The organism is Pelotomaculum isophthalicicum JI, assembly GCF_029478095.1.
Taxonomy (GTDB): Bacteria; Bacillota; Desulfotomaculia; order Desulfotomaculales; family Pelotomaculaceae; genus Pelotomaculum_D; species Pelotomaculum_D isophthalicicum.
Genome location: NZ_JAKOAV010000023.1, coordinates 28740 through 52034, shown reverse-complemented (window position 1 = coordinate 52034; position 23295 = coordinate 28740). Strand labels below are relative to the sequence as shown.

General features: G+C 46.9%; 20 protein-coding genes and 1 other RNA gene. 16 read left to right on the top strand and 5 right to left on the bottom strand.

Features of this window, described 5'->3' with window-relative positions; translation table 11 throughout:
* Window positions 1-29 precede the first annotated feature (29 nt).
* Together L7E55_RS12180 and L7E55_RS12175 are read left to right on the top strand one after the other, a co-directional pair.
* A complete protein-coding gene (locus L7E55_RS12180) occupies window positions 30-1475 on the top strand; it encodes an aminotransferase class I/II-fold pyridoxal phosphate-dependent enzyme (RefSeq protein ID WP_338091221.1) in 1446 nt (481 codons plus the stop codon).
* A gap of 70 nt (window positions 1476-1545) precedes the next feature.
* Entirely contained in the window at window positions 1546-1992 is a 447-nt protein-coding gene (locus L7E55_RS12175; RefSeq protein WP_277444530.1) for an Hsp20/alpha crystallin family protein, read from the top strand.
* Between the two features lie 97 nt (window positions 1993-2089).
* On the opposite strand, the gene L7E55_RS12170 is transcribed toward L7E55_RS12175, so the two are convergent.
* Window positions 2090-3097 (bottom strand): aldo/keto reductase, encoded by a 1008-nt coding sequence (locus L7E55_RS12170; RefSeq protein WP_277444529.1) that lies wholly within the window; start codon window positions 3095-3097, stop codon window positions 2090-2092.
* 132 nt (window positions 3098-3229) lie between these two features.
* On the opposite strand from L7E55_RS12170, the gene L7E55_RS12165 reads away from it, so the two are divergent.
* From L7E55_RS12165 to L7E55_RS12140, 6 genes are all read left to right on the top strand, one after another.
* Complete coding sequence (locus L7E55_RS12165) at window positions 3230-3922, top strand: tRNA (adenine(22)-N(1))-methyltransferase (protein ID WP_277444528.1); 693 nt, start codon at window positions 3230-3232, stop codon at window positions 3920-3922.
* Entirely contained in the window at window positions 3913-5031 is a 1119-nt protein-coding gene (locus tag L7E55_RS12160) for a Nif3-like dinuclear metal center hexameric protein (protein WP_277444527.1), read from the top strand. The genes L7E55_RS12165 and L7E55_RS12160 overlap by 10 nt, the downstream gene beginning before the upstream one ends.
* Before the next feature lie 84 nt (window positions 5032-5115).
* An RNA gene (gene rnpB / locus L7E55_RS12155) (RNase P RNA component class A) lies at window positions 5116-5470 on the top strand.
* Window positions 5471-5696: 226 nt separating this feature from the next.
* The gene (trhA, locus tag L7E55_RS12150; RefSeq protein WP_277444524.1) at window positions 5697-6347 is read left to right on the top strand and encodes a PAQR family membrane homeostasis protein TrhA; all 651 of its coding nucleotides are present in this window, start codon (window positions 5697-5699) and stop codon (window positions 6345-6347) included.
* Window positions 6348-6427: 80 nt separating this feature from the next.
* Window positions 6428-7462 (top strand): inorganic phosphate transporter, encoded by a 1035-nt coding sequence (locus L7E55_RS12145; RefSeq protein WP_277444522.1) that lies wholly within the window; start codon window positions 6428-6430, stop codon window positions 7460-7462.
* Between the two features lie 18 nt (window positions 7463-7480).
* Window positions 7481-8104 (top strand): DUF47 domain-containing protein, encoded by a 624-nt coding sequence (locus tag L7E55_RS12140; RefSeq protein WP_277444521.1) that lies wholly within the window; start codon window positions 7481-7483, stop codon window positions 8102-8104.
* Between the two features lie 96 nt (window positions 8105-8200).
* On the opposite strand, the gene comA is transcribed toward L7E55_RS12140, so the two are convergent.
* Both comA and L7E55_RS12130 read right to left on the bottom strand, forming a co-directional pair.
* A complete protein-coding gene (gene comA / locus L7E55_RS12135) occupies window positions 8201-9001 on the bottom strand; it encodes a phosphosulfolactate synthase (protein WP_277444519.1) in 801 nt (266 codons plus the stop codon).
* A gap of 76 nt (window positions 9002-9077) precedes the next feature.
* Complete coding sequence (locus tag L7E55_RS12130) at window positions 9078-10376, bottom strand: MFS transporter (RefSeq protein ID WP_277444518.1); 1299 nt, start codon at window positions 10374-10376, stop codon at window positions 9078-9080.
* Between the two features lie 81 nt (window positions 10377-10457).
* Between L7E55_RS12130 and L7E55_RS12125 the strand changes: the two genes are divergently transcribed.
* The 4 genes from L7E55_RS12125 to L7E55_RS12110 all read left to right on the top strand — a co-directional run bounded on the left by L7E55_RS12125 (window position 10458) and on the right by L7E55_RS12110 (window position 15805).
* The gene (locus L7E55_RS12125; protein WP_277444517.1) at window positions 10458-11561 is read left to right on the top strand and encodes a Gfo/Idh/MocA family protein; all 1104 of its coding nucleotides are present in this window, start codon (window positions 10458-10460) and stop codon (window positions 11559-11561) included.
* 139 nt (window positions 11562-11700) lie between these two features.
* The gene (locus L7E55_RS12120; protein WP_277444516.1) at window positions 11701-12336 is read left to right on the top strand and encodes a methionine synthase; all 636 of its coding nucleotides are present in this window, start codon (window positions 11701-11703) and stop codon (window positions 12334-12336) included.
* Window positions 12329-14746, top strand: a complete 2418-nt coding sequence (locus L7E55_RS12115) for a homocysteine S-methyltransferase family protein (protein ID WP_277444515.1) — start codon at window positions 12329-12331, stop codon at window positions 14744-14746. Before L7E55_RS12120 ends, L7E55_RS12115 begins: the two co-directional genes overlap by 8 nt.
* Before the next feature lie 15 nt (window positions 14747-14761).
* Window positions 14762-15805, top strand: a complete 1044-nt coding sequence (locus L7E55_RS12110) for a hypothetical protein (RefSeq protein WP_277444514.1) — start codon at window positions 14762-14764, stop codon at window positions 15803-15805.
* 69 nt (window positions 15806-15874) lie between these two features.
* On the opposite strand, the gene L7E55_RS12105 is transcribed toward L7E55_RS12110, so the two are convergent.
* Entirely contained in the window at window positions 15875-16429 is a 555-nt protein-coding gene (locus tag L7E55_RS12105) for a hypothetical protein (RefSeq protein ID WP_277444512.1), read from the bottom strand.
* Window positions 16430-16624: 195 nt separating this feature from the next.
* Between L7E55_RS12105 and L7E55_RS12100 the strand changes: the two genes are divergently transcribed.
* The gene (locus L7E55_RS12100) at window positions 16625-18790 is read left to right on the top strand and encodes a transglycosylase domain-containing protein (RefSeq protein WP_277444511.1); all 2166 of its coding nucleotides are present in this window, start codon (window positions 16625-16627) and stop codon (window positions 18788-18790) included.
* A 160-nt stretch (window positions 18791-18950) separates the two neighbouring features.
* On the opposite strand, the gene L7E55_RS12095 is transcribed toward L7E55_RS12100, so the two are convergent.
* Window positions 18951-19652 carry a metal-dependent hydrolase gene (locus tag L7E55_RS12095; RefSeq protein ID WP_277444510.1) on the bottom strand — a complete coding sequence of 234 codons (702 nt, stop codon included), beginning with the start codon at window positions 19650-19652 and terminating at the stop codon, window positions 18951-18953.
* Window positions 19653-19820: 168 nt separating this feature from the next.
* Here L7E55_RS12095 and L7E55_RS12090 point away from each other — a divergent pair, with 168 nt between their 5' ends.
* The 3 genes from L7E55_RS12090 (at window position 19821) to L7E55_RS12080 (ending at window position 23294) form a co-directional block, all read left to right on the top strand.
* A complete protein-coding gene (locus L7E55_RS12090; protein WP_277444509.1) occupies window positions 19821-21077 on the top strand; it encodes a nickel pincer cofactor-dependent isomerase, group 22 in 1257 nt (418 codons plus the stop codon).
* Window positions 21078-21193: 116 nt separating this feature from the next.
* Window positions 21194-22489, top strand: a complete 1296-nt coding sequence (locus tag L7E55_RS12085; protein WP_277444508.1) for a glutamate-5-semialdehyde dehydrogenase — start codon at window positions 21194-21196, stop codon at window positions 22487-22489.
* Window positions 22490-22505: 16 nt separating this feature from the next.
* On the top strand, window positions 22506-23294 hold the full coding sequence (locus L7E55_RS12080; RefSeq protein ID WP_277444507.1) for an enoyl-CoA hydratase/isomerase family protein: 789 nt from the start codon (window positions 22506-22508) through the stop codon (window positions 23292-23294).
* Window position 23295 lies beyond the last annotated feature (1 nt).

Sequence of the window (23295 nt, the reverse complement as noted above, 5' to 3'; positions counted from 1 at the left end):
TAATGTCAATAGAAGGATGGGAAAAGTTATTGGATCAGTTTAGAACGCCTCTTTTTGACGCTGTTAAATATCACGTGAAAAGAAATGCTGTTCCGTTGCAGATACCGGGCCATAAACATGGAAACGGACTGGTAGAATATAAGGAATTTGTCGGCGAGAATGTATTAAGAATGGACTTGAACCAAACAAGGGGCATCGATATAATTTGGGACCCGACTTCTGTAATTACAGAGGCTGAAAAACTTCTTGCCGAGACATTTCAAGCGAGTGCCGCTTATTTCTTGATCAACGGCACTACATCGGGTGTTCAAACAATGATTATGAGCACCTGCAAACCCGGAGACCAGATAATACTGCCTAGAAACGTCCATAAATCGATTTTTAACGCTCTTATACTAAGCGGTGCGAAACCAGTCTACGTACTCCCTGAGATAAGCAGCGAACTTGGTATCGTGCTTAGTATCACGGAAAGCAATCTCCGTATTGTCGTGGAAAAGAATCCCACTGCTAAAGCGGTTCTGGCGATAAATCCTTCCTATTATGGAGTAACATCAAACCTCAAGTCAATTGTGGAAGCGGCACATCACAACGGTATGCCGGTATTAGTAGACGAAGCCCATGGTACCCACATGCACTTCCATGACCATTTTCCGGTATCCGCTATGGAAGCCGGGGCTGATATAAGCGCGGTCAGTCTTCATAAGACGGGTGGCTCAATGACCCAGAGTTCGGCGCTTCTGATCGGGAACAGCGGCATTGATCCGCTCTACATAAAGCAAGTGCTCAATCTCGCATATACTACCAGTCCGTCTTATATACTTCTGTGCTCCCTGGATGTCGCCAGAAAGCAACTGGCTACCAGGGGCAGGCAAATACTGGATCAGCTCTTGGAATTGTTGAAATGGTCCAGAGAAGAGATTAACAAAATTGGCGGGTACTTCGCACCGGACAAAGTATTTTTTGAGGAATCCGGGAACTTTAGTTTTGACGAAACAAAGTTGTTGATAAATGTCCGGAAAATCGGGCTTACCGGTTACGAAGTCGAAGAAATGCTGGCCAGAGATTACAACATACTTATAGAGCTTGCCGATATGTATAATATCCTGGCTATTACCGGTTTGGGAGAACGAAAGGAATACCTGGAAGCTCTGATTAATGCCCTGACAGATATTGCCCGGCACACCGATAGAAGTGAAATTAAAAAAATTGATGCCATACAATTTAATCCGGAAATTGTCATGCAACCAAGAGAAGCTTTCTATAGCCCCAAAAGATCCGTTCCCCTTGAACAGTGCGCCGGAGAAATATCAGGTGAAATGATTATGGTTTATCCTCCGGGAATTCCCCTGGTCAGCATGGGAGAAGTTATAACTCATGAAATTATCGAATACGTAAAACAACTCAAACTTGAAAAGTGCACGCTGCAGGGCACTTCTGACCCATGTGTCAATTTTGTGATGGTTTTGGATAGATAATCAGTAAAAGCCGATGCATAATAATGTCACCTCCAGGTAAACTAATTTTAAAAAGGAGGTGTTATTTATTATGGATCTTGTTAAGTGGGATCCTTTTCATGAACTGACAGGATTGCAGTCATCTATCAACAGGCTTTTTGATGAAAACTTTCGATATCCGAGGATGTACCCGGGTACACTTGCGCACGGTTGGGCGTTTCCGGTAGACATCAAGGATACTCCCAACGCTGTTTTGGTCAAAGCGGAAATTCCAGGCGCCAACAAGGAAGATATTCAAGTTACTTTTAACGACAATCTTCTGACCATCCGCGGTGAGCGCAGAAAAGAGGAGAAAGAGGAAGGGGCTAATTTCCTCAGGACTGAACGCAGTTACGGCTCTTTTAGCAGGTCTTTCACCGTGGATGTACCGGTGAAACAAGATGAGATGAAAGCGCGCTACCGGGACGGCATCCTGGAAATTGTCCTGCCCAAGGACACGGATGCGAAAAGAATGGGAAGAAACATCGAGATACAATAGTGAGCCGAAAATGAGCCGCGTTATATGCCCAAAGGTCACATAAGGCGAATTTGCTCATAACCGTGGCACCTGTAAAAATGGTGCCACAGTTTGCATATCAAGCCATTCTGGCAGCGGCGTTCTTAAGCATCTTACGTATGGGCAGGCTATAGGGGCACTTCTCTTCGCATTCACCGCACTCTAAGCAAGAATCCGCCTTCACCGGCAAGCCCCGGTAACGTTCCTTGGCCCAGCCCGGCAAATCGTATCTGGTAAAATAGCCGTCTAACAAAAAAATTGAGGGGATATCGATACCTTGGTGACAGGGCAAGCAGTACTCACAGCGGCGGCAAAAAACCGCGCCCAGTTTTGCAGCTTCTTCTTCCAAAATACGCATTTCATCGGCCGATAATGAATAAGGATTATTTCCCGCGGAGGCATTTTCCTCTACTTGTTCGAGAAAATCCATACCTGGTATAACGGTGGAAACAGGATATCCCAGGATATAACGTAAAGCCAGGCCGGCATTTTTTAAAACGCCCCCGGCAAGCGGCTTCATTATAATGACGCCGGCACCCGTTCTCTCTGTCTCGTTTAATAATACTTTAACTCCCGTTGTTTCAACCGCGTTAAAAGGAAACTGCACAGTTTCTATTTCTTCAGTTTTAATCGCTTCCAACAAATGGCTCTTAATATGCCCCGTTATTCCTATGTGCCCTATTAAACCGTCATTTTTTGCCTCAATTAAGGCGGCAAGAGCGCCATTCTCACTTAATACTTGCTCTAACGTTATTTCATCCTTGACATTATGCATCTGGTATATGTCTATGAAATCTGTTCTCAACGTTTCCAGGCTTTTTTGAATGTCCGCGGCCATGCCTTCCTTGGTCCTGGACAAGGATTTAGTCGCAATTACCGCTTCTTTTCTCCTCTTTTTTAAAGCGGCGCCCAATTTTGCTTCACTGTCGGTATATCCCCTGGCTGTGTCAAAAAAATTTATTCCGAGGTTTAATGCCTTGTCTACGATTATACAGGCGTCTTCTCCTGAAACCCGCTGGATGGGGATGCCCCCAAAACCAATAACAGACACTTTTATTCCTGTCCTGCCAAGTTTTCTGTATTTCACGAACCTCACCTCAGGAAACATTATAACATTAGAGTGAATTATTAATAAAATGCTTGCGTATTATGGATCGTTTGTCTTTTCGTGAAAAGTAAATTATACTGGTTTTTGATAGAAAAAAGCGGGAGGTGTGCCATGGGACTGGCAAAACGCCTGGCCGCCCTGGCCGCGTATGTGCCGGCGGGTGGTGTCGTGGCCGACATCGGGACCGATCATGCCTACCTGCCTATTTTTCTGATTGAGGCGGGTATTAGTAAGAAAGTTATTGCCTCTGATTTGCGTCCCGGTCCGCTTGAATCCGCGACGCGGGCGGTTGAGGAGCGCCATCTAAAAGACCGCATAGACCTCCGCCTCGGAGACGGCTTGCAGACACTGGGACCGGGTGAGGCTGAAGTTTTGGTGCTGGCCGGTATTGGTGGCAATACAATAAAAGAGATCCTGGCCGCTAAGCCGGATGTTCTTAAAAGTGTGAACAGGCTGATTATGCAACCGATGGCGGATGCCGGTGACTTAAGAATCTGGCTTGCCGGAAACGGCTGGAAAATTATCAGCGAGAGATTGATTAATGAAGACGGCAGGTTATACCAGATAGTTGTTGCCGAGCCCGGCCGGGAATTGTTTGATGATGAACTATACCTTGAACTGGGTCCCCGCTTAATTGAGAGGAGAGACCCGTTGCTCAACGTTTATCTTGGTAGAATAATTGATCAGTACGAGCGGGCGCTTAACGGAGTGGCTGCCGGGAAGAACAATGCCGCCCGTGAAAAAGCAAGGCGGCTCAAGGCCAAACTTGAGCGCGTCAGGGAGGTGGCGAAAAGATGTCTGTAAAATGCCGGGATATATTTAACCTTATTGAAAAACTGGCGCCAACATCCATAGCCGAGGGATGGGACAACCCCGGTTTGCAGGTTGGTGACCCGCATGCGGAAATTGAAACGGTTATGTTGACTTTAGATATTAATATCGATGTCGTTAAGGAAGCAAAGTTAAAAGGCGCCGGATTGATTATCAGCCATCACCCTTTGATTTTTAAACCGCTTAAATCACTGCGCCTTGATCAACCCAGCGGAAAACTTGTGGAGTATATCATAAAAAACAACATTACAGTGTATGCCGCCCATACCAACCTGGACGTCGCGTCAGGCGGGGTCAACTCTGTTTTAGCGGAAAAACTGGGGCTGAGTGAAACTACAGTTCTGGAACCGGCCGGCCGGGAACAGTACGTGAAGCTTGTGGTATTTATTCCGGCCGGACATGTGGAAGATGTGCATCAAGCCATATCCGGAGCCGGGGCCGGGTGGATCGGCAACTACAGCCATTGCGCTTTTCAGACCGAAGGGACAGGAATGTTTCAACCCCTTGCCGGTACAAAACCATACATTGGCGAACAAGGCAAGTTGGAGCAGGTCAAGGAGGTAAGGCTGGAAACAATTGTGCCGACAAACAGATTAGATGCCGTCATCCAGGCCATGTTAAAAACTCATCCTTACGAGGAAGTGGCTTATGACCTGTATTCACTGGAAAACCCCGGCCCGGCTTACGGGTTGGGAAGAGTAGGCGGCTTGGCCTGTCCGGTATCTTTCCTTGAATTTGCGCAGGCAGTAAAGAAAGCGCTTGGCCTGCCGGCGGTCAGACTGGGTGGCGAAGCTGAAAGCAAGGTCAAAAAAGTCGCTGTCTGCGGGGGAGCGGGAGCCAAACTTTGGCCCGCGGCCCTCCGCGCCGGCGCGGACACATTTGTCACCGGGGATATCAATCATCATGAAGCCCAGGATATGTTGGCAGCCGGCCTGAATTTTATTGACGCGGGGCATCATGGCAGCGAATCAGTGGTTTTGCCTGCGCTTAAAGAATACCTCGAAAGACAATGCATCTCAAGCGGGTTGAATGTCAAAGTGACTTTGTCTGATATTAATACCAATCCTTTTTCCTTTATTTGAAACTCGAAATTGCCTTGAAGTATTGTAATAGCGTTTCTTTGCATATTGTTCGTCCGGATGTTATAATGGATACAGTTAATTAAGTGAGTAAATCAGGTGGTCGCGGGCGCCAGGCCGAAAGGTGGCGTCTGAGGAAAGTCCGAGCTCCGCAGGGCAGGGTGCTGGGTAATACCCAGTGGGGGCGACCCTAAGGAAAGTGCCACAGAAATGTAGACCGCCACTTCTCAAGTGGTAAGGATGGAACGGTGCGGTAAGAGCGCACCAGCGGCCGGGTGACCGGCCGGCTAGGTAAACCCCACCCGGAGCAAGACCGAATAGGGGAACATTTGCGGCGGCCCGTCGTTGATTCCCGGGTAAGGTCGCTTGAGGCGCGCTGGCAACAGCCGTCCCAGATAGATGATCATCCACGACAGAACTCGGCTTACGATTTGCTCACTAATCAGTTCAAAATTGGCTTTGGTTAGCTCATTGGGTAAAATTGCAGTTACTCAATGAGCTAAACTTTTCTCATCTTGTTGCTTTGTGTTTTTGGTGCTAAAATATTGGTAACTTATTAAATCAGCGCCTGCCTGAAGGCGTTTTTTTGTAGGGCCGAACACGCGCCGCGTTATATGCCTAAAGGTTATCAAAGTTGAGTTTGTTATAGTTATAAGGTGGTAGTGTTTATGAAGGATTTTTTCAAAATGAGGGAACCGGTGAACGCTTGCACGCATTTTGTAACTTTCATCGCGGCTCTGGCGGGCTTGGTGCTGCTCATAATTTTAGCCAAGAATAACGTCTCAAAGTTGGTCACCCTGACGATTTACGGAATCAGCGTGATTATGTTATATGGAGCAAGCTCTTTGTATCATTGGATAAAAACGGCGCCGCGCAAAATTTTGATGCTGAAAAAAGTAGATCACGTGGCGATATACTTGCTGATAGCGGGATCATATACCCCGGTGCTTTATTACGGGCTGACGGGAGCATGGAGATTGGTAATGCTCATCGCAGTCTGGGTACTGGCAATAGCCGGTATTCTTCTGAAAATGTGGTTCATTCTGGCGCCCCGTTATATATCAGCGGCTTTTTACCTGCTGTTAGGCTGGATAGCCTTAATTCCGATGATCCAACTGTTGATTAATCTCCCGTCCGGCGCGATTGTGTTAATGTTTACAGGTGGAATACTCTATACCATAGGGGCAATCATCTATGCCGTCAAATGCTTTGACTTTTTCCCGAACCTTTTTGGGTTTCATGAGATTTTTCATTTGTTTATCATGGCCGGGAGCATCGTCCACTTTGTTATGATAGTGCGATACATTGTGCCGCTGTAAATTACCCGGTGCGGTTATTTGATTATTAAGCAATCATTGGTTATTCTTAAAGTAGTGGATTACAGGAGTATACTAATGTTATGCCTTCAGACATTATTATTTTAGTAATCGTGGTAGTTGTGGCGGCGCTTGTTTTCGCGCTGACAAATGGTTTGCATGACGCAAGCTCGGTTGTGGCTACGTTTATCGCCTGCGGCGCGGGGACGCCTTTACAGGCCGTGGGATTGGCGTCCGTCTGTGGCTTGCTGGGCGCGCTGTTTAGCGGCAGCGCGGTCGCGGATACTGTCGCCAAGATTGTCAGCCTGCCGGTTCAGCCACAATTGCTTGGCGTGCTTATGGCAGCTTTATTAGGCGCGGTTGTATGGAATCTAATCACTTGGTATCTCGGCCTGCCGTCCAGTTCCACACATGCTCTGGTGGGGGGGATCGTCGGCGCGGTTTGGGTTTCAAGCGGTTATGAACATATCTTGTGGGGGTGGAGGGAACTTATTTACACACATCAGTTGACTGGAATTGTGAAAGTATTTACAGCTCTGTTAATTTCACCTCTTCTGGGTTTTGCTATAGCTTATTGCTTGCAAAAAACAGTTAGCTTTTCATTGAGAAACGCCAAGTTTACCGTCAACAAACACCTGAAAAGGCTGCAATGGCTCATGGCTGCCTTGCTGGCATATAGCCATGGCGCTAATGACACCCAAAAAATTATGGGACTAATCACACTGGCTTTAATGGCCGGCAATCTGCTGCAGCAGCAGATTACCCCCGAATGGGTAAAATTAGCCGGTGGGATGGTCATGTTTGCAGGTACAATGTTCGGCGGCTGGTCCATTATGAAAACATTAGGGCAGGGTATCTTCGTTATCCGGCCTATTCATAGTTTAAATTCACAAGTATCTTCAGGCGGGGCGATTATGCTCGCAACCGTGCTAGGAGTACCCATATCAACCACGCATGTGGTCGCGGGCAGCGTAATCGGCGTGGGGGCGGCAGACGAATATCGCATGGTTAACTGGAATATCGGCAAGGAAATGATCGCCGCCTGGTTTGTGACAATCCCAGCTTCAGCTGTTGTAGCAGCGATGTTGTATTACCCGATAAACTGGTTGGCTGGATAATTGAAGGGGAGATGTGACATGCGAAAAAAGAACTTTTTAGACAGGTTGTTTCCCGCTAAGTACGATTTTTATGGAATGCTGCGCGAACAGGCCGAAGTAACGGCGCGGGGAGTTAAAACTATATTAGCCTGGCTGGAAGACCCTTCAACTAAAAATTTCGATCAGGTTATTAATTTGACCCGGCAAGCAGATACAATCCGCATGGGAATGGAAGAAAAACTAATTGAGGCTTTCACCACGCCCTTTGACAGGCAGGATATCTATTATATTTCAGTTCGCATGGACCGGATTATCGAACATGCCCGGCTTGCCCTGCAATCTATGAAAGAATATGACGTTCAGCCGGATGAGTTAATTGTTAAAATGGTACAGGAATTAAGTGAAGGAACATTTACATTTGCGCGGGCGGTGGCTTTATTGGAATGCGATCCGATTCAGGCACAAAATCAGATACAGATGATACGTATTGCTCATACGGCTGTGGAAGATTATTTCCATAAGGGTATGGTTGCTATATTTAAAACGGCAGATACTATGAACGCGATAAAACATTACGAAATAAACTGTCAGCTGAGAGACGCGGCGAATTATTTAAGCCATTCTGTGGACATTTTGCACCGGATCGTCGTGCGCTTGGCATAAATAATCAGCAGATCCCGGCGACGTGACCGGGCAAATCGCAACAAACCGTGGCACCCGGAATCTTTGTATTCCGATCGCCACGGTTTATTGATAAATTTATATTACCGACCTCAAAGTGTCGCCCCGCAAGCCAACGCGCAGCGCTTCCAGCGCTATTACCTCGCGGGGGGGGATGTTTCCCAGATTGACGTTGGGACCGAAGCGTAGGATCAGTTCTTGTTGCTGTTCTTTTAACGGCGCTTCCCAGATCAACAATTCCGGGTTGTCCACGGCGGACAGGATCAGGTCCAAATGTTCTTTTGTGAAATGTCCGTCATTATCGTAAAACCCGGTATTTTTACCGGATTCCCTGCCTTCGACAATTACCTTGTAAGCGCCGTTTTTTAAGTCAAGTTGAATTTGTTTAACAGATTCTTCGATAGGTACTCTGTCCAGAGGGTTCTTTTTGCCGATTTCAGTTAAGACTTTAAAACCTTTTTCCGCAGCCAGGGAAATCGTACGGGCTCTCACCTCCGGAGAAATATTCAACGTGCCGTCCGAGACTTCAACCGCCGTATACCCCAAAACTTTCGCCAACATCAAAAATTCCTTCAGCTTATCCTGCATAATGGCAATTTCCAGGAAAGTCCCACCGGGATAAATATCTACGTCGAATTGTTTAGCCAGGCTGATTTTTTCTTCAAGCGCCTTTTGTGGATACAATGCTGAAGTGCCGAAACCTAGCTTTAAAAAATCAATGTAATCACCCGCTGCTTGGAACAAGTCCTTTGTTTCCTCCTGCCCCAGGCCTTTATCCAGGAGCATGGTCAGACCTTTTTGACGCGGTTTTTTGCTGCGGCCGCCGAGGGGGAAACGCAGTATTTCCATCCATGCGTTACTAGTGGAATGCTCGCCCATAATTTCACTCCTTTTAGGTCATATATGCTCTTCTATAGTATTCTTGCGGAGTGAAAAGGTTCTCTTAAGTGAGCGCTTATTTCACCGGTTTTTTTGCAGGACTTATTTTTAAGCCGATAGTTTCCCGAAAGCTTTTTTTAGCTTTGGGGGCGGCTTGTTTTTGGGTTTCCGCGCTGCCCGTGTCTTTGATAAAAATCAGAGTTGTCACGGCAGTCAGCAGGGCAAGCGCGGCTGAACTCCAAAACATCAAATTGGTGCTCTTAGCCATCAGAAAACCGTAAAGGGGAGGTCCGAAAGCCACCCCGAAAAACCGCACGCTGCCGTAAAGCGAAGTGACCAGGCCGCGCTCTTCCATAGAAGCGGCACTAGTAATCAAGTTGTTCAGACACGGGAGCGCCATACCGGTACTGAGGCCGACAATGGAAATGGCGACGAAATAGATGATCACTCCTTTGGCCAGCGGCAGGAACGCGAGCGCGGCGGCCATTATCGCCAGGCCGGCTACCACCAGGAACTTCATTAGTTTCTTCTTCTTTTTGATAATAAAGCCGGTCGCGAATGAAGCGGCGCTCATAAACAATACCGGAATGGCCAGGGCGAGGCCTTTCATTATCCCATCCAAGCCAAACTGTTGCTCCAGGTATTCAGAAAGGTAGAATAGAATTCCGAAGAGAACTATCAGCACGACCGCTCCGGCCAGGTAGGACGACAAAAGTAAGCTTGCCTTGTTATTAAAAACTTTCTTTACGGAGTTTAAGTATTCCGACAGTTTTTGTTGCGCGCGGTTGGCCGCAGGTTCTTTAACCAACAGCCACATCCCGATAACAACCGGTACGACAATAATGGGAAAGAAAATAAAAGCGGCGTACCAGGCAATCAAACCGACAGCCGAACCAAGGACGGGGCTGATTACTTTGCCCAGGCCGTTGGAAGACTCGATAGCCCCCAGAGAGCGGCTGCGTTCATTTCCCTGGAAAAGGTCGCTGCAAAGAGCCATGGCTATCGGCGCGGTTCCGGCCGCCCCGGCCCCCTGCAATATTCTCCCCGCCAGGATGACGGAAAAAGCTTGCTGTTTCAAAAAAATGGAGGCAAGGGCGGCAATTAGCCCTCCAAGTCCATAAATGATCATAGCGGGAATGATCACCACTTTTCTGCCGTAACGGTCCGACAAAAAGCCGGCTGCCGGAATAATTATGCCGGCCGGTAATGAAAACAGGGTGATTAATAAACTGGCGCTGACAGTAGTCAAATTTAAAGCGTTCCTGATGTCGGGCAAGACAGGAATAAGCATTGAATTGCCCAGGACCATGATAAACGGTACACCTGCCAGCGCTGTGACAGAAAGCCAAAAATTATTTCCCGTATTGTTTGCCAAGAGAGTCCCTCCCAAATGTTTTAATATGATTTTATTGTTGGGGAACAATAATAATTGAGACTAACAAACGAGGTGGTTAATATGAAAAAAATAAGAGTCGGGATTATCGGCGCCGGGATGGCTTTTGAACAGCTGCATTACCCGGCTTACCGGGAACTTTCGGATAAATTCGAAATAGCCGCCATATGTGATCTGGATCCCCAAAAGGCTAATTATTGGGTGAAAAAATTGAATCTCGTTCAACAAAAAGATTACTCCGAATACCGGAGCATGGTAGTCAGGGACGATCTTGATGTCATTGATATTATGGTCCCGATCGAGCTAAATTATAAAATTACTGAGGAAGTCGCGTCATTGATAACCGGTTCCCGGAAGTGGATTATTTGTGAAAAACCGCTTGCCGCAACCCCTGAGGAAGCCAAATCGGCCATGCAGTTGCCGGAAAAATACCATGTGCCAATCATGATTACAGAGAACTATAGATATAATGAGGAGATTAATATAATCAGGGATTATATTAACGGGGGAAGAATTGGCGATGTTTTATATTTCATGCAAAACAGGGTGGTTAATTTTCTGGAAGATATGAATATGAACAAGTTCCCCGCCACAGAATGGCGTCAGCACCCGGAATTTCCCGGCGGCGCCATCTTGGATACCGGTGTTCATGATATCGCCGCGTTAAGACATATTTTGGGCGCGATTGAAAAGGTGCAGGGGTTTGGAGTTCCCCAGGAATATGATTTTTCTCCTTATTCAGTTATTTGTGTCAATATGCTTTTTAAGAGTGGTCTGATTGGCCAGTTTTCGTTTTTCTGTAGGGGAAAGGAAATGCAAAGACCATGGTTAGGGTTGCGGATATTTGGCACCAAAGGAATGATTTATTTAGAGGAAAGAGATTGCGGAACAGTAAATATCGCTTATAACGATGGCCATGTGGAACAAATACCGTACCGGAAGCAGCGGGGTTATTACAACGAACTCCTTAATTTGTACCAAGCTATAACTGGAAATGAACCGATTTCTGTCACACCCGAACTGGAATTCGGCGATACTTACACGATATTCCAAATTCTTGAAGCAATTCGCGAAGGCGAAACAATGTTTGTCGACCGGCAAGCCGATTTTATCCCGTCCTATGACCATGAACGCAAAATGCATGCGGACTATAACCTTTATCATTAGAACAGGCGGATACCTTTTTAACTCTCCAACTGATTATTTTTAACATTATTGCCATAGTTGAATATTGATTATAGCAGGAAAATTGGATTAAGGCTGCGAAATATACAACATTATTATAAACGGTGGTGTAAGTATATATTTGAAAGCCCCGGACGTTAAATATTTTGAACATATTCCTGTTGAGCCCAACCGGAATTTAATACTTGCCAGGTTAGGATACAGGAAAGGAATAACAGCAATCAGTGAAAAAGATAACATGTTCATAGATGCTGCGGTAAAAAGAGCGCTCCTTCTATGTAATGCGAGGGGAGCTTTTTGCCGTAGCAAAATTAATAAGCGTTCAGCGAATAAGGTCGTATTAGAAAACGGCATTGAACTAATCAGTGAAAAGCTATCGGCTTTTTTATATCATAGTAGTGAAGTTGTTTTTATGTCATCCACCTTGGGGAGAGAAATCAGCGATACAATTACCGGAGCGATGAATAACGGCAACGCGTCTTCGGGCCTTGTCTTTGACGCGGTGGCATCCCAGGTTGTGGATACGGCCTTAGACTGGATGATGAGCTTTATAAACAAAACAATAAAAATAAAAGGGAAAGCCCTGACAAAACGCAGGTTCAGCCCTGGTTACGGAGATTTAAACCTTTATCATCAAAAGGTTATTTACGATATTCTAGATCTTAAAAGAATTGATATTTCTATAACAGAAAAATTTATGCTTGAACCGGAAAAATCAGTTATAGCGATTGCGGGGATTGAGGTGTCATATGAATAAAGATTCATTCAGACAAATGGTGGAAGGGAAAATTGTATTATTAGACGGCGCGACGGGAACCGAGCTTCATAAAAGAGGTATACCGAAGGAGGCGTGCCCCGAACAGTGGGTGTTGGAACATCCTGATGTCCTTAGAGAAATTCAGAGTGAATATATTGCGGCGGGCGCTGATATCATTCTGGCCTGCACCTTCGGCGGAAACAGGATTAAATTAAAAGAATTCGGACTTCAGGACAGGGTTTTGGAATTTAACAGGGAACTTGCCAGGATATCTAAAGAAACAGCCGGCGCAAAATGTTTGGTCGCGGGTGACCTCGCGCCGACAGGACAATTTGTGGAGCCATTTGGCGATGTGAAATTTAATGATATTGTGGATGTCTATAAAGAGCAGGTTCAGGGGCTGTTGGAAGGCGGCGTTGATCTTTTTGTTATCGAAACCATGATCGATCTGCAAGAAACCAGGGCCGCCGTGCTGGCTGTCAAGGAAACTTGTGACCTGCCGGTTATCGCCAGCATGACTTTTGATACCAGTGCCAAAACCCTGACTGAGAGCGATCCTGTTACGGTGCTTATTACTCTGCAAAGCTTGGGCGCCGATGCCGTTGGCGCTAATTGCTCTACCGGGCCCAAGGATATGTTGAAGGTAGTTGAGCTCATGATGCCGTACGCAAAGGTTCCGATTATGGTGAAACCCAACGCGGGATTGCCGAAACTGGTGGACGGGTGCACGGTTTTTGACATGGAACCTGCGGAATTCGGCCAATATGCGGTTGATTTCGTCGCTAAAGGAGCGGGGTTGATCGGGGGATGCTGCGGGACCACTCCCCAGCATATAAAAAGAGCAAAAGAAAATATTGCGGGGCTAAAGCCCGTCGGGCGGGAGCCTAAACCTTACCGGGCGCTGACTTCTTCCAGAAGAACTGTTTTTTTTGGAGAAACTTATCCGGTGACGGTTGTGGGAGAAAGGATCAATCCAACCGGCAAAAAGAAGCTCAGTGAAGAGCTGCGGAACGGCAAGTATACCGAAGTCAGGCGTTTAGCCGCGGAGCAGGTGGAAAACGGCGCGGAGATCCTGGATGTTAACGTGGGAATGCCCGGCATTGACGAGAAAAAAACCATGGTGGAAGTTGTCAAGTTATTGAGCAATGTTGTGGAGTGCCCTTTATGTCTGGATTCTTCCTCTCCCGACGTTCTCGAGGCCGCCCTGAGAATATATCCCGGCAGAGCTTTGATTAATTCGATATCGGCGGAAAAATCGAAGATCCAACGAATGCTGCCTATCGCGCGCAAATATGGAGCCATGTTTATATTGCTTCCTTTAAACGACGAGGGTGTTCCGGAGCAAGCGCGGGAAAGGTATGAAATAATTCAAAACATTATCAGTGAAGCTAAAAAGTATGACTTTGAAAATAGTGACATCGTGGTGGATGGACTGGTTATGTCGGTTTCTTCAAATCAGAACGCGGCGGAAGAAACATTAAAAGTTATCAGGTGGTGTGCCGGGACGCTTGGTTGCGCCACCATCGCCGGGCTGTCCAACGTTTCCTTTGGTTTGCCTGAGAGAGGTTACATCAACTCGGCATTTCTAGCCATGGGGATTGGTAATGGATTATCTATGGCCATAGCTAATCCCTCCAGTGAAATGATTATGGGTATTAAGGCGGCTAGCGACGTTTTAACCGCTCGGGATAAAAACAGCTTGACATATATTGGCAGGTACAGTGACGGCAGCGTGGAAAAGCCAAAAAAAGTCGAGCCAAAAAACAATTTGAAAACAGTGGATAAAATCAATCAGTCCATACTTGAGGGAGACAGGGAGAATATTGTTGATTTAATCAAGGAGGCGCTGGCGGAAGGCGCCAAACCCGGCACGATCATTGATGGCTATATGATACCTGCCATTACCAGGGTGGGTCATCTTTACGAAGAGAGAAAATATTTCCTGCCGCAGCTTATCCAAAGCGCCGAGGCGATGAAAACAGCTTTTGACTACTTGGCGCCCTTCCTTGCCGGAGACCGGGAGAGCAGCGGCAAAAACAGTCCGGTTATCGTTCTCGCGACAGTAAAAGGTGACATTCATGATATCGGGAAAAACATCGTGGGGTTGATGCTGAGAAACAATGGGTTTACGGTGCATGATTTGGGTAAGAATGTGAGCGCCGAAAGGATTATCAGCGAGTCAAGAGATTTGAAGGCGCAAATCATCGGACTTTCCGCCTTGCTGACAACCACCATGGTTGAAATGAGAACTGTGGTGGAGCTTGCCAGGAGTGAAGGGCTGGACGTGAAATTTATGATTGGCGGAGCGGTGGTCAATGATAGTTACGCGAGGGAAATCGGGGCGGACGGCTACGCGAAGGACGCTTATGAGGCGGTTAAGCTCGCGAAAAAATTAACCGGGCAGGAATAAGAGAGGGGGATCGGGGTGGCCTCAAAAATTGCTTTTCAAATTACTAATGTGGAAAACACATTCCTTGACCCGCGCGCGGATTTTCAGCCAACAACAATAAAATCACAGGTGCGTATTGATCCTCTTACCGGTAGAACGGGTCACTTTTCGCACTTTGGGGCGATAAAGCCGCAGAAACTGGATATAGAAAAATACTTGGAGCCGCAGATTAAAGGCTTTTGTCCATTTTGTGGCGACAAGAAGAACCATGTCACACCCATGTTCCCTGAGGGATTGTTTCAAGAGGGCCGCCTGGCCATGGGAGAGGCTTTGCTTGTTCCCAATCTGTTTCCATATGATGTTTACAGTTCAGTTGTCATTATGACCAACGACCATGTTGTTTCTTTAAAAAACTTTGATGACGAAAAATTATATAACTCGTTTTATCTTGGGATTGATTTTCTTAAAAAAGTTAAGGGGAAAAGCCCCTCAATACCATATCAGGTGATGGCCTGGAATTACATGCCGCCTTCAGGGGGCGGGCTGGTTCACCCGCACCAGCAATATTTTGCCACGGAACGCCCGGGAAATCAGTTTACAGATGAGTACAGGGCGGCGGAGTTATTTTATAATAACCATCAGGTAGATTACTGGACTGAATTGATAGAAGAGGAACATAAGCATAAAGACAGGTATATCGGTCAAGTCGGAGACGCACACTGGCTGGCGTCTTTTGTTTCACTAGGTGTTCTCGGTGAAATCATATGTGTCTTTCCAGGTGTCTTTTGTATAGAAGATTTTACGGATGCACAAGTCCGGCACCTTGTTTCAGGTGTCCAAAAAGTATTTTGTTATTATCTTGAAAACGGCATTTACAGTTTTAACGCTTCGTTATTTTGGGGCGCCGCAGGTCAAAAGTTTTTTCCCGCCCACTTCCGGATCGTGCCGAGGACTTACCTCAATACCAGGGATTACGCGCCTGATATAAATTTCTTCCAGACAGTATTACAAGAACCTGTGTCAGTTGTTTTGCCGGAAGATTTGGGCAAAGAGGTCAGGCCATATTTTATTAAAAAGTAATCTTTAAAAAGGTATAAAATATTGATTGTGATAAAGTTGCTTCACAGGTTAATTATGGGGGCGTAATCATCATTGCGGTAATATTGTGCGGACAATAAAAGGATGTTTTCCTTCTTTCTCACGTTCCCGTGAGTCCATTTTCACCAAATCACGTACTCGTTGATCTTTCAGCAATTCTTGCCAGCAATGGGCCACTGTGTCGATGAAATCTTTTCTTAACGGGATTTTTCTTTTTATTAAAGGGCATTTGTAAGGCAAACGCAATGTTTCATAGATTAATAAAAGAGTGTTATCTTTTAATAAATGAGGCGCTAAGGGAAAAAAGCGGCAATTTAACGGACGATGTTTCCTCGGGCAGGGTTTGGTACAGCGGATAAAATATACCGGGTTGCTCCATGATGCTGGAAAGTCATCTTCCACAGGGTTTCGCTGTTCCCAACACAACCAGTCTTCTTCCTTGGTAAACATGTCTTCTTCCCCCGGGTATAAATAAACTCCCAGAGTATTGTTCTTATCCGGGCGGCAACATATTTTGCCGCACAACTTGCCGCAATCATCTTCTAGTGGTGTCTGCATATCTGTTATATTATACAGTTTTTGATAATCAATAGTTTTCACCGGCATATGTTCATTATATCATCTTGCTTAGGGACATGCAGCATTCCCTTGTTGCTTAGGGCCGAACAAGGGCCGCGTTATATGCTTAAAGGTCACTGCAAGCGAATTTGTTGACAGGTAAGGGTATGAAAAAACACCGCATATATTGATTTAGGTTGTTATAATTATTATGTATATTGAAAACAGAGGGGTACAAAAAATATGTCCGGAAGTTGGCGCAACGTTGTAAAGATTATTGCTTTTATTCCCGCGCTGTTCATTCTGGCGATCACACCGGTTTTAATTTGGGGTTACTGTTACGCGAATTGGGTTTTGGCCGGTTTCTCAAGTACAAAAGCCATATCGACGGTATTTGACCAGAATTCTTTTCTTTATGAGGATAATGGCAACCTGCTCTGTGAAATTCACGGTGAGATAAACCGTACACCGGTTACGTTGAGCCAGGTCCCGGATCTTATTCAAAAAGCTTTTGTGGCCATTGAAGATGAAAGGTTTTACAGCCACAGCGGAATAGATCTCAAAGCTATTTTACGCGCAACGTTCAGTTACTATAAATCAGGCCGGATTACTGAAGGGGCCAGCACGATTACCCAGCAGGTCATCAAGTTGTACTTTTTATCGCCGGAACAAACTCTGCAGCGAAAAATGAGAGAGGCTGTCCTTGCTCTGGAATTTGAAAGACGCTTTAGCAAAGACCAGATTCTGGAGTTTTACTTAAACAGAGTATATTTCGGTGAAGGCGCTTATGGTATCCAGAGTGCGTCAAGGGCCTATTTTAATAAAAATTCCAGTGAACTTACACTGGCTGAAGGCGCGCTGCTGGCCGCCCTGGTTCAGGCGCCCAGTGCCAACGATCCTTATCTGAATCCGGATAGCGCTCAACGGCGGCGGAATGTTGTGCTGGATAAGATGGTTGAACAAGGCTACATTAATAAGTACCAGTGGCAGGAAGCGCAGCAACAACCTGTCCAACTGAGCAGTGATGTAAGTCTGGAGAATTACCATTCCTATTTCATTGATTACGTCATGGATGAAGCAGTGGATGTGATTGGCAACGATAAGATATTCAGAGGTGGATTAAAAATCTACACTACCCTGGAACCGGATATTCAAAAGAAAGCCGAACAAGTATGCGCGCAAACTGATTTATTCCCTTCCGACAGGGTTGAAGCGGCTGTAGCCATGGTAGAGAACGGCACCGGGGCTATAAAGGCTCTAGTAGGAGGCAGACAATACGGCGCAAATCGCGGGTTTAACCGGGCTACCCAGTTAGCCAGGCAGCCTGGTTCGGCATTTAAGCCGATTGCTGTCTATGCGCCGGCTTTTGAAATCGGTTACAGCCCGGATTCAGTGATTTCGGACTCGCCGTTCAAGGTCGGCAGCTACGAGCCGCATAATTCCGGCGGCGGTTATTACGGGCCGATCACCATCCGTACAGCCGTGCAGTGGTCCCGAAATGTTGCCGCAGTCCGGCTTTTGAACCAAATCGGGGTTGACCGGGGTTTTGAGATGGCCAAGAAAATGGGTTTTGATCTGGTGGAAGATGACCGCTGCCTTCCATTAGCCCTGGGAGGACTGACCAAGGGGGTTTCACCCTTGCAAATGGCCGCGGCATATGCCACTTTTCCAGCTAGAGGTATTTTTAACAAGCCATATGCAATTAAACGCATCGAAGACGGACAAGGGCAAACAGTTTACAGCCATCCCCAGGGTACTCAGGTGATAAAAGCATCGACAGCTGATTTTATCAAAGATGTCTTGCGTACGGTTGTAGATTCGGGAACCGGGACCAGGGCGGGCATTCGCGGCGCTCAAGTAGCCGGGAAGACGGGTACCACCGAGTTGCCGGACACGGCCGAGTTCCGTGGCTTATCAGGCAACAAGGACGCATGGTTTGTTGGCTTTACGGACCGGTACACTACCGCGGTATGGATAGGCTACGATGAGAGAAACATGGACAGACAACATTACCTGACTTCCTACGGCGGCAATCAACCGGCAGAAATATTCAGACTGGTGATGGCGAACGTCATGGGACTTGACAATAGGGCAACCGGAGGTTATGCTGTTCAACCGTTAACTGAAGAACAAAAAGAAGAGCAAAAGAAACTTGATGAGTTGAAGAACCAAGATGAACAAAAGAAAGCAGATGATCAAAAGAAACCGGGCAATTCAACAAAGCAGGTTGAACCGGGCAAGCAAGGGGAAGAGAACAAAGAGGAAACAAAACAACAACAAAATGATGCTAAAAGTAAAAATGATGCCAAGGATAAGGAGGATAAAAAAGAACCTGCAAAATCTATGACGCCAACACCGCAGGTTGAGGAACAAAAGGTACCGAATCAACCAGTTAAATCATCTCCCTAAGTAAATAAGCCGTGCTTTTCCTTTCCGAACAGCACGGCTTTACAGGTTTTATTCAGGTGTTCAGATTTTAAACATCCATGGAGCTTTGTTTTACTAACTATTCTCTCATTCTGAATCCTGACTACTGGCTACTGGCTACTGACAACTGACTACTGAGTTCTTATAGAAGTATTTCCTGTCCCGGCTTGATTGCTTCAACTTTTACTTCAGGCGCCTTTTTCGAGGATAAATCAATAAATTCTCCCGCGTCCTGGGTCAGGACGGGAAATGTCTGGTAATGAATAGGGATGGCGACTTTCGGTTTAATCAAGGAAAGGCTCACCGCCGCCTGGAGTGGGTTCATGGTAAAGACGCTCCCGATTGGTACAAGGGCTAGGTCGATATTGTATATTTCGCCAAAAAGCCTCATGCTATCGAAAACACCGGTGTCCCCGGTGTGGTATATGGTTTTTCCGTCTTCCAGAATAATGATGTATCCCGCCGGGCTTCCGGCGGCGCAGGAGTGAAACGCATGGGTCATGATCACTTTGACGCCCGCTATTTCCGCTTGGGCGCCGATATTCATTCCCATGCCGTAATGTATGATATTATCAGCGCTGACTCCGGCTTTTTGGAGTGGCTCCACCAGCTCAGGCTGTATTATTAATGTGGCGCCGGTGGCTTTTACCAGATCCGGCACATCAGTTCCAAGATGATCGAAGTGGTCATGGGTGAGCAGTATTAGATCAGCCCGTTTGATATCCTCCTTTTTTATTGGACAGCTTGGGTTACCGGTAATCCAGGGGTCTATTAAAATAACTACTCCTTTTTCCGTGGTGATCTGACAGGCGGCGTGTCCCAGCCACCTTACGCTGTGGGCCATTTTTTTTCCTCCTTTAATGTATGAAAATTTATATCTATGATAAAGTGTTCTGTATTACTAGCTTTTTTCCTGCTTATTTATGAAAATTTATTGAAAAGCGCAAGAGATAATGATTTGCAGGCAATAACCGGCGTTTGCCGGATTTAAAGAAAACAGGTGCTGTTGACATTGTTGGAACATCTTAACTTCATTAAAATAAGGCAGGTTTTTCCCAGACCGGTAATTGACGATCCTTACGACAAGGTTCTAAAAGAAATGGAACGGATTAACCTTGGAGCGAAAGTCAAGCCCGGCTGGCGGGTCGCCATTACGGCGGGAAGCCGGGGTATTAAGAATATCGGCGCCATCCTGGGCGCCATGGTGGAATCAGTTAGAATGGCCGGGGCGGAGCCATTCATCATTGGCGCCATGGGCAGCCACGGTGGCGGCACAGCCGGGGGACAAAGAGCCGTGTTGGACAGCCTGGGCGTCACGCAGGAAAAATTGGGCTGCCCGGTGCTGACTTCAGAGGAAGTTGTGGAGATAGGCGCTACTCCGGATGGAATGAAAGTTTTTTGTGACATAAACGCATGGCGTGCCGACGGGATTATCGTCTGTAACAGGATCAAGCCCCATACCACTTTTCACGGGCCGGTCGAGAGCGGTCTTATGAAAATGATGGCTGTCGGCCTGGGAAAAACGCGGGGCGCTACTTGTTTCCACCGCCTGGAGCCGCGGCGGATGGCCCGGGCCCTGGTTGAAATAGGAGAAGTTTTTACGCGTTCGGGAAAAATTATCGGCGCTGTCGGCATCGTTGAAAACGCTTATGAGGACACTGCCATTATTAAAGCTCTTTCTCCGGACAAGCTGGCAGAGGTTGAAGAACGGTTGCTGGCAGAGGCTTACCGGTTTATGCCGCGCCTGCCGGCGGATAGACTGGACTTCCTGATTGTCAGGCAAATGGGAAAGAATTTTAGCGGAACAGGAATGGACACGAATGTGATCGGCCGGATGAGAATAGCCGGGGTGCCGGAGCCGGTAACACCGTTTATCGCCAGAATTGTCGTGTTGGATTTAAGCGGGGCGTCCCACGGGAACGCTACCGGTGTCGGCTTGGCGGATATCACGACAAGACGTCTGGTAGATAAAATGGATTCCCGGACAACCTACCTCAATTGTATTACCAGCGGCAATGTCCAGCGCGCCATGCTGCCGCTTATTATGCCTGACGACCGGGCTGCGATAGAAGCAGCGGTCCGCAGCCTTTCCGCGGATGAGCCGGTGAACCTGAAAGGCGCGGTAATTAACAACACACTTGAACTGGAATATATGTGGGTTACCGGCAGCGTGGCAGATGAGTTGAAGGGGAAGAGCAATGTAGAGATTATCGGAGCGCCGCGCCGGTTGTCCTTCAACGACGGATTAATGGCGCTTGAAGAGGATTAACATTTATGTGATTTTCTTATGAGTAAGTTAAGTATATAATATTAAGCAGGGCAAGAAGTTTACGTTGTTGCGATATGGAATATTTCAGAAAATAGCTTTATTAAGGAGATGTCAGTATGGAAATCAATGAAATTGCCCGCCAGGTAAAAGAAGCGTCCATAAAGATGGCTGCAATGAGCGCTGACTTGAAAAACCGGGCTTTAGAGCAAATAGCCGGGTCGTTGATTGACCGGCAGTCTGAAATCATTAAAGCAAATGATGAAGACTTAAACAGGAGCGCAAAGGAGAACCTGCCTGAGCCCCTGTTGAAAAGGTTGAAGTTTGACGAAACAAAGATAGCCGATGTGGTCGATGGGATTAACAGCTTGATAAACCTGCCAGACCCGGTCGGCAAGACACTGCTTGCGACTGAATTGGACGAGGGTTTGGAGCTTTATAAAACCACCTGCCCGATCGGTGTCATTGGTGTGATATTTGAGTCCAGGCCCGACGCCCTGGTGCAGATTTCCACTCTGTGCCTGAAAAGCGGCAACTGCGTGCTGTTAAAAGGCGGCTCCGAGGCGAAAGAAACCAACCGCGTTCTGGCGGATATCATTATCGAGGCGACTAAAGAAGCGGGAATTCCGGCTGACTGGCTGAAGCTCCTGGAAACCAGGGCGGAAGTCGATGAAATGTTAAAGCTGGATGAGCATATTGACCTGATCATTCCCAGAGGTTCGAACGATTTTGTCAGGTATATCATGGACCACTCAAGCATCCCGGTAATGGGGCACGCGGACGGCATATGTCACTGTTACGTCGATGAGGATGCCGACCTGGAAATGGCGGTAAGGATTGTGGATGATTCCAAAACCCAGTATGTCGCCGTGTGCAATGCCACGGAGACGTTGCTGGTGCACGAAAAAGCCGCTCCCGGGTTTTTGCCCTTGCTGAAAGAAGCCCTGGAAAAGAAAGATGTCGCGATTTCCGGCTGCCCCAGGACGATGGAAATAATTCCGGTGTCTTTAGCCACGGAAGAAGACTGGGGGACGGAATACCTGGATTACAAGCTGTCAATTAAAATAGTGAAAGACATTGATGAAGCGATAAATCATATCAATCATTACGGCTCCGGCCATACGGACAGCGTTATTACCGGCAGCAAAGAGAAAGCGGCCAGGTTTATGGCTCTGGTGGATTCGGGGAATGTGTTCTGGAATTGTTCCACGCGCTTTAGCGACGGTTTTCGCTATGGTTTTGGCGCGGAAGTGGGAATCAGTACAAGCAAGATCCACGCCAGAGGCCCGGTGGGTCTGGAAGGACTGGTTATTTACAAATATAATTTAATAGGAAATGGCCACATTGTGGCGGAATACGCGAACAGGGACAAAACATTCAAGCATAAAAAAATGAATAAGGAGTTTCCTTTATAAACTGGAGGTTATCAATTTGTTCAGCAACATTATTTTTAAAGTAAATGATGGTGTAGCCAACATTACCTTGAACAGGCCTGATGCCATGAACGCGTTAAACTATGAAATAATAGCGGAGTTGACCGAAGTCTTGAAGATCTGTCAAAGGGATGAAACAGTGCGTGCGCTGGTAATTGCCGGTGCCGGCAAGGCGTTTTGCGCCGGCGGCGACGTAAAATGGATGCTCTCCGCCCGTGATGAGAACTGGAAATCCGCTTTTGACAGTTTGGTTGACAATTTTAATAAGGTTATTCTATTGATTAGAGATATTGAAAAGCCGGTGATTGCCGCTGTGAACGGGTTTGCCAGCGGGGCCGGATTCAGCCTGGCGATGGCCTGCGATATCCGGATTATCAGTGATAAGGCTAAATTCAACCAGGCTTATGTCAACCTGGGGTTGACCCCTGATGGCGGTTCCACCTATTTCCTGACATTAATGCTGGGAGCCGCCCGGGTTATGGATCTAGTTTTTACCGGCAGGGTGATTGATGCGAAAGAGGCGCTGTCTTTGGGCCTGGCCAGTGAGTTGATCCCGGCTGAATCTTTTGCGGAAAGAGTGGAACAGTGGGCGAGACAATTCGCCGGTGGCCCTTCAATAGCGTTTAAACAGGCGAAAACGCTGATTAACGAAGCCCACAGGCGGACTCTGGAGGCGCAGCTTGACCTTGAGCGGGAGTCCATTGTCGGCGCGAGTTTAAGCAACGACTTTGAGGAAGGGCTGAAGGCTTTCTCGCAAAAAAGAAAGCCTGTCTTTAAGGGGAATTAAT

Coding starts and splice junctions, on each gene's coding strand:
- L7E55_RS12105 (WP_277444512.1), bottom strand. CDS start 16,429: ATGCCGGTGAAAACTATTGATTATCAAAAACTGTATAATATAACAGAT.
- L7E55_RS12100 (WP_277444511.1), top strand. CDS start 16,625: ATGTCCGGAAGTTGGCGCAACGTTGTAAAGATTATTGCTTTTATTCCC.
- L7E55_RS12125 (WP_277444517.1), top strand. CDS start 10,458: ATGAAAAAAATAAGAGTCGGGATTATCGGCGCCGGGATGGCTTTTGAA.
- L7E55_RS12160 (WP_277444527.1), top strand. CDS start 3,913: ATGTCTGTAAAATGCCGGGATATATTTAACCTTATTGAAAAACTGGCG.
- L7E55_RS12175 (WP_277444530.1), top strand. CDS start 1,546: ATGGATCTTGTTAAGTGGGATCCTTTTCATGAACTGACAGGATTGCAG.
- L7E55_RS12165 (WP_277444528.1), top strand. CDS start 3,230: ATGGGACTGGCAAAACGCCTGGCCGCCCTGGCCGCGTATGTGCCGGCG.
- L7E55_RS12115 (WP_277444515.1), top strand. CDS start 12,329: ATGAATAAAGATTCATTCAGACAAATGGTGGAAGGGAAAATTGTATTA.
- trhA (WP_277444524.1), top strand. CDS start 5,697: ATGAAGGATTTTTTCAAAATGAGGGAACCGGTGAACGCTTGCACGCAT.
- L7E55_RS12140 (WP_277444521.1), top strand. CDS start 7,481: ATGCGAAAAAAGAACTTTTTAGACAGGTTGTTTCCCGCTAAGTACGAT.
- comA (WP_277444519.1), bottom strand. CDS start 9,001: ATGGGCGAGCATTCCACTAGTAACGCATGGATGGAAATACTGCGTTTC.
- L7E55_RS12085 (WP_277444508.1), top strand. CDS start 21,194: ATGGAAATCAATGAAATTGCCCGCCAGGTAAAAGAAGCGTCCATAAAG.
- L7E55_RS12145 (WP_277444522.1), top strand. CDS start 6,428: ATGCCTTCAGACATTATTATTTTAGTAATCGTGGTAGTTGTGGCGGCG.
- L7E55_RS12095 (WP_277444510.1), bottom strand. CDS start 19,652: ATGGCCCACAGCGTAAGGTGGCTGGGACACGCCGCCTGTCAGATCACC.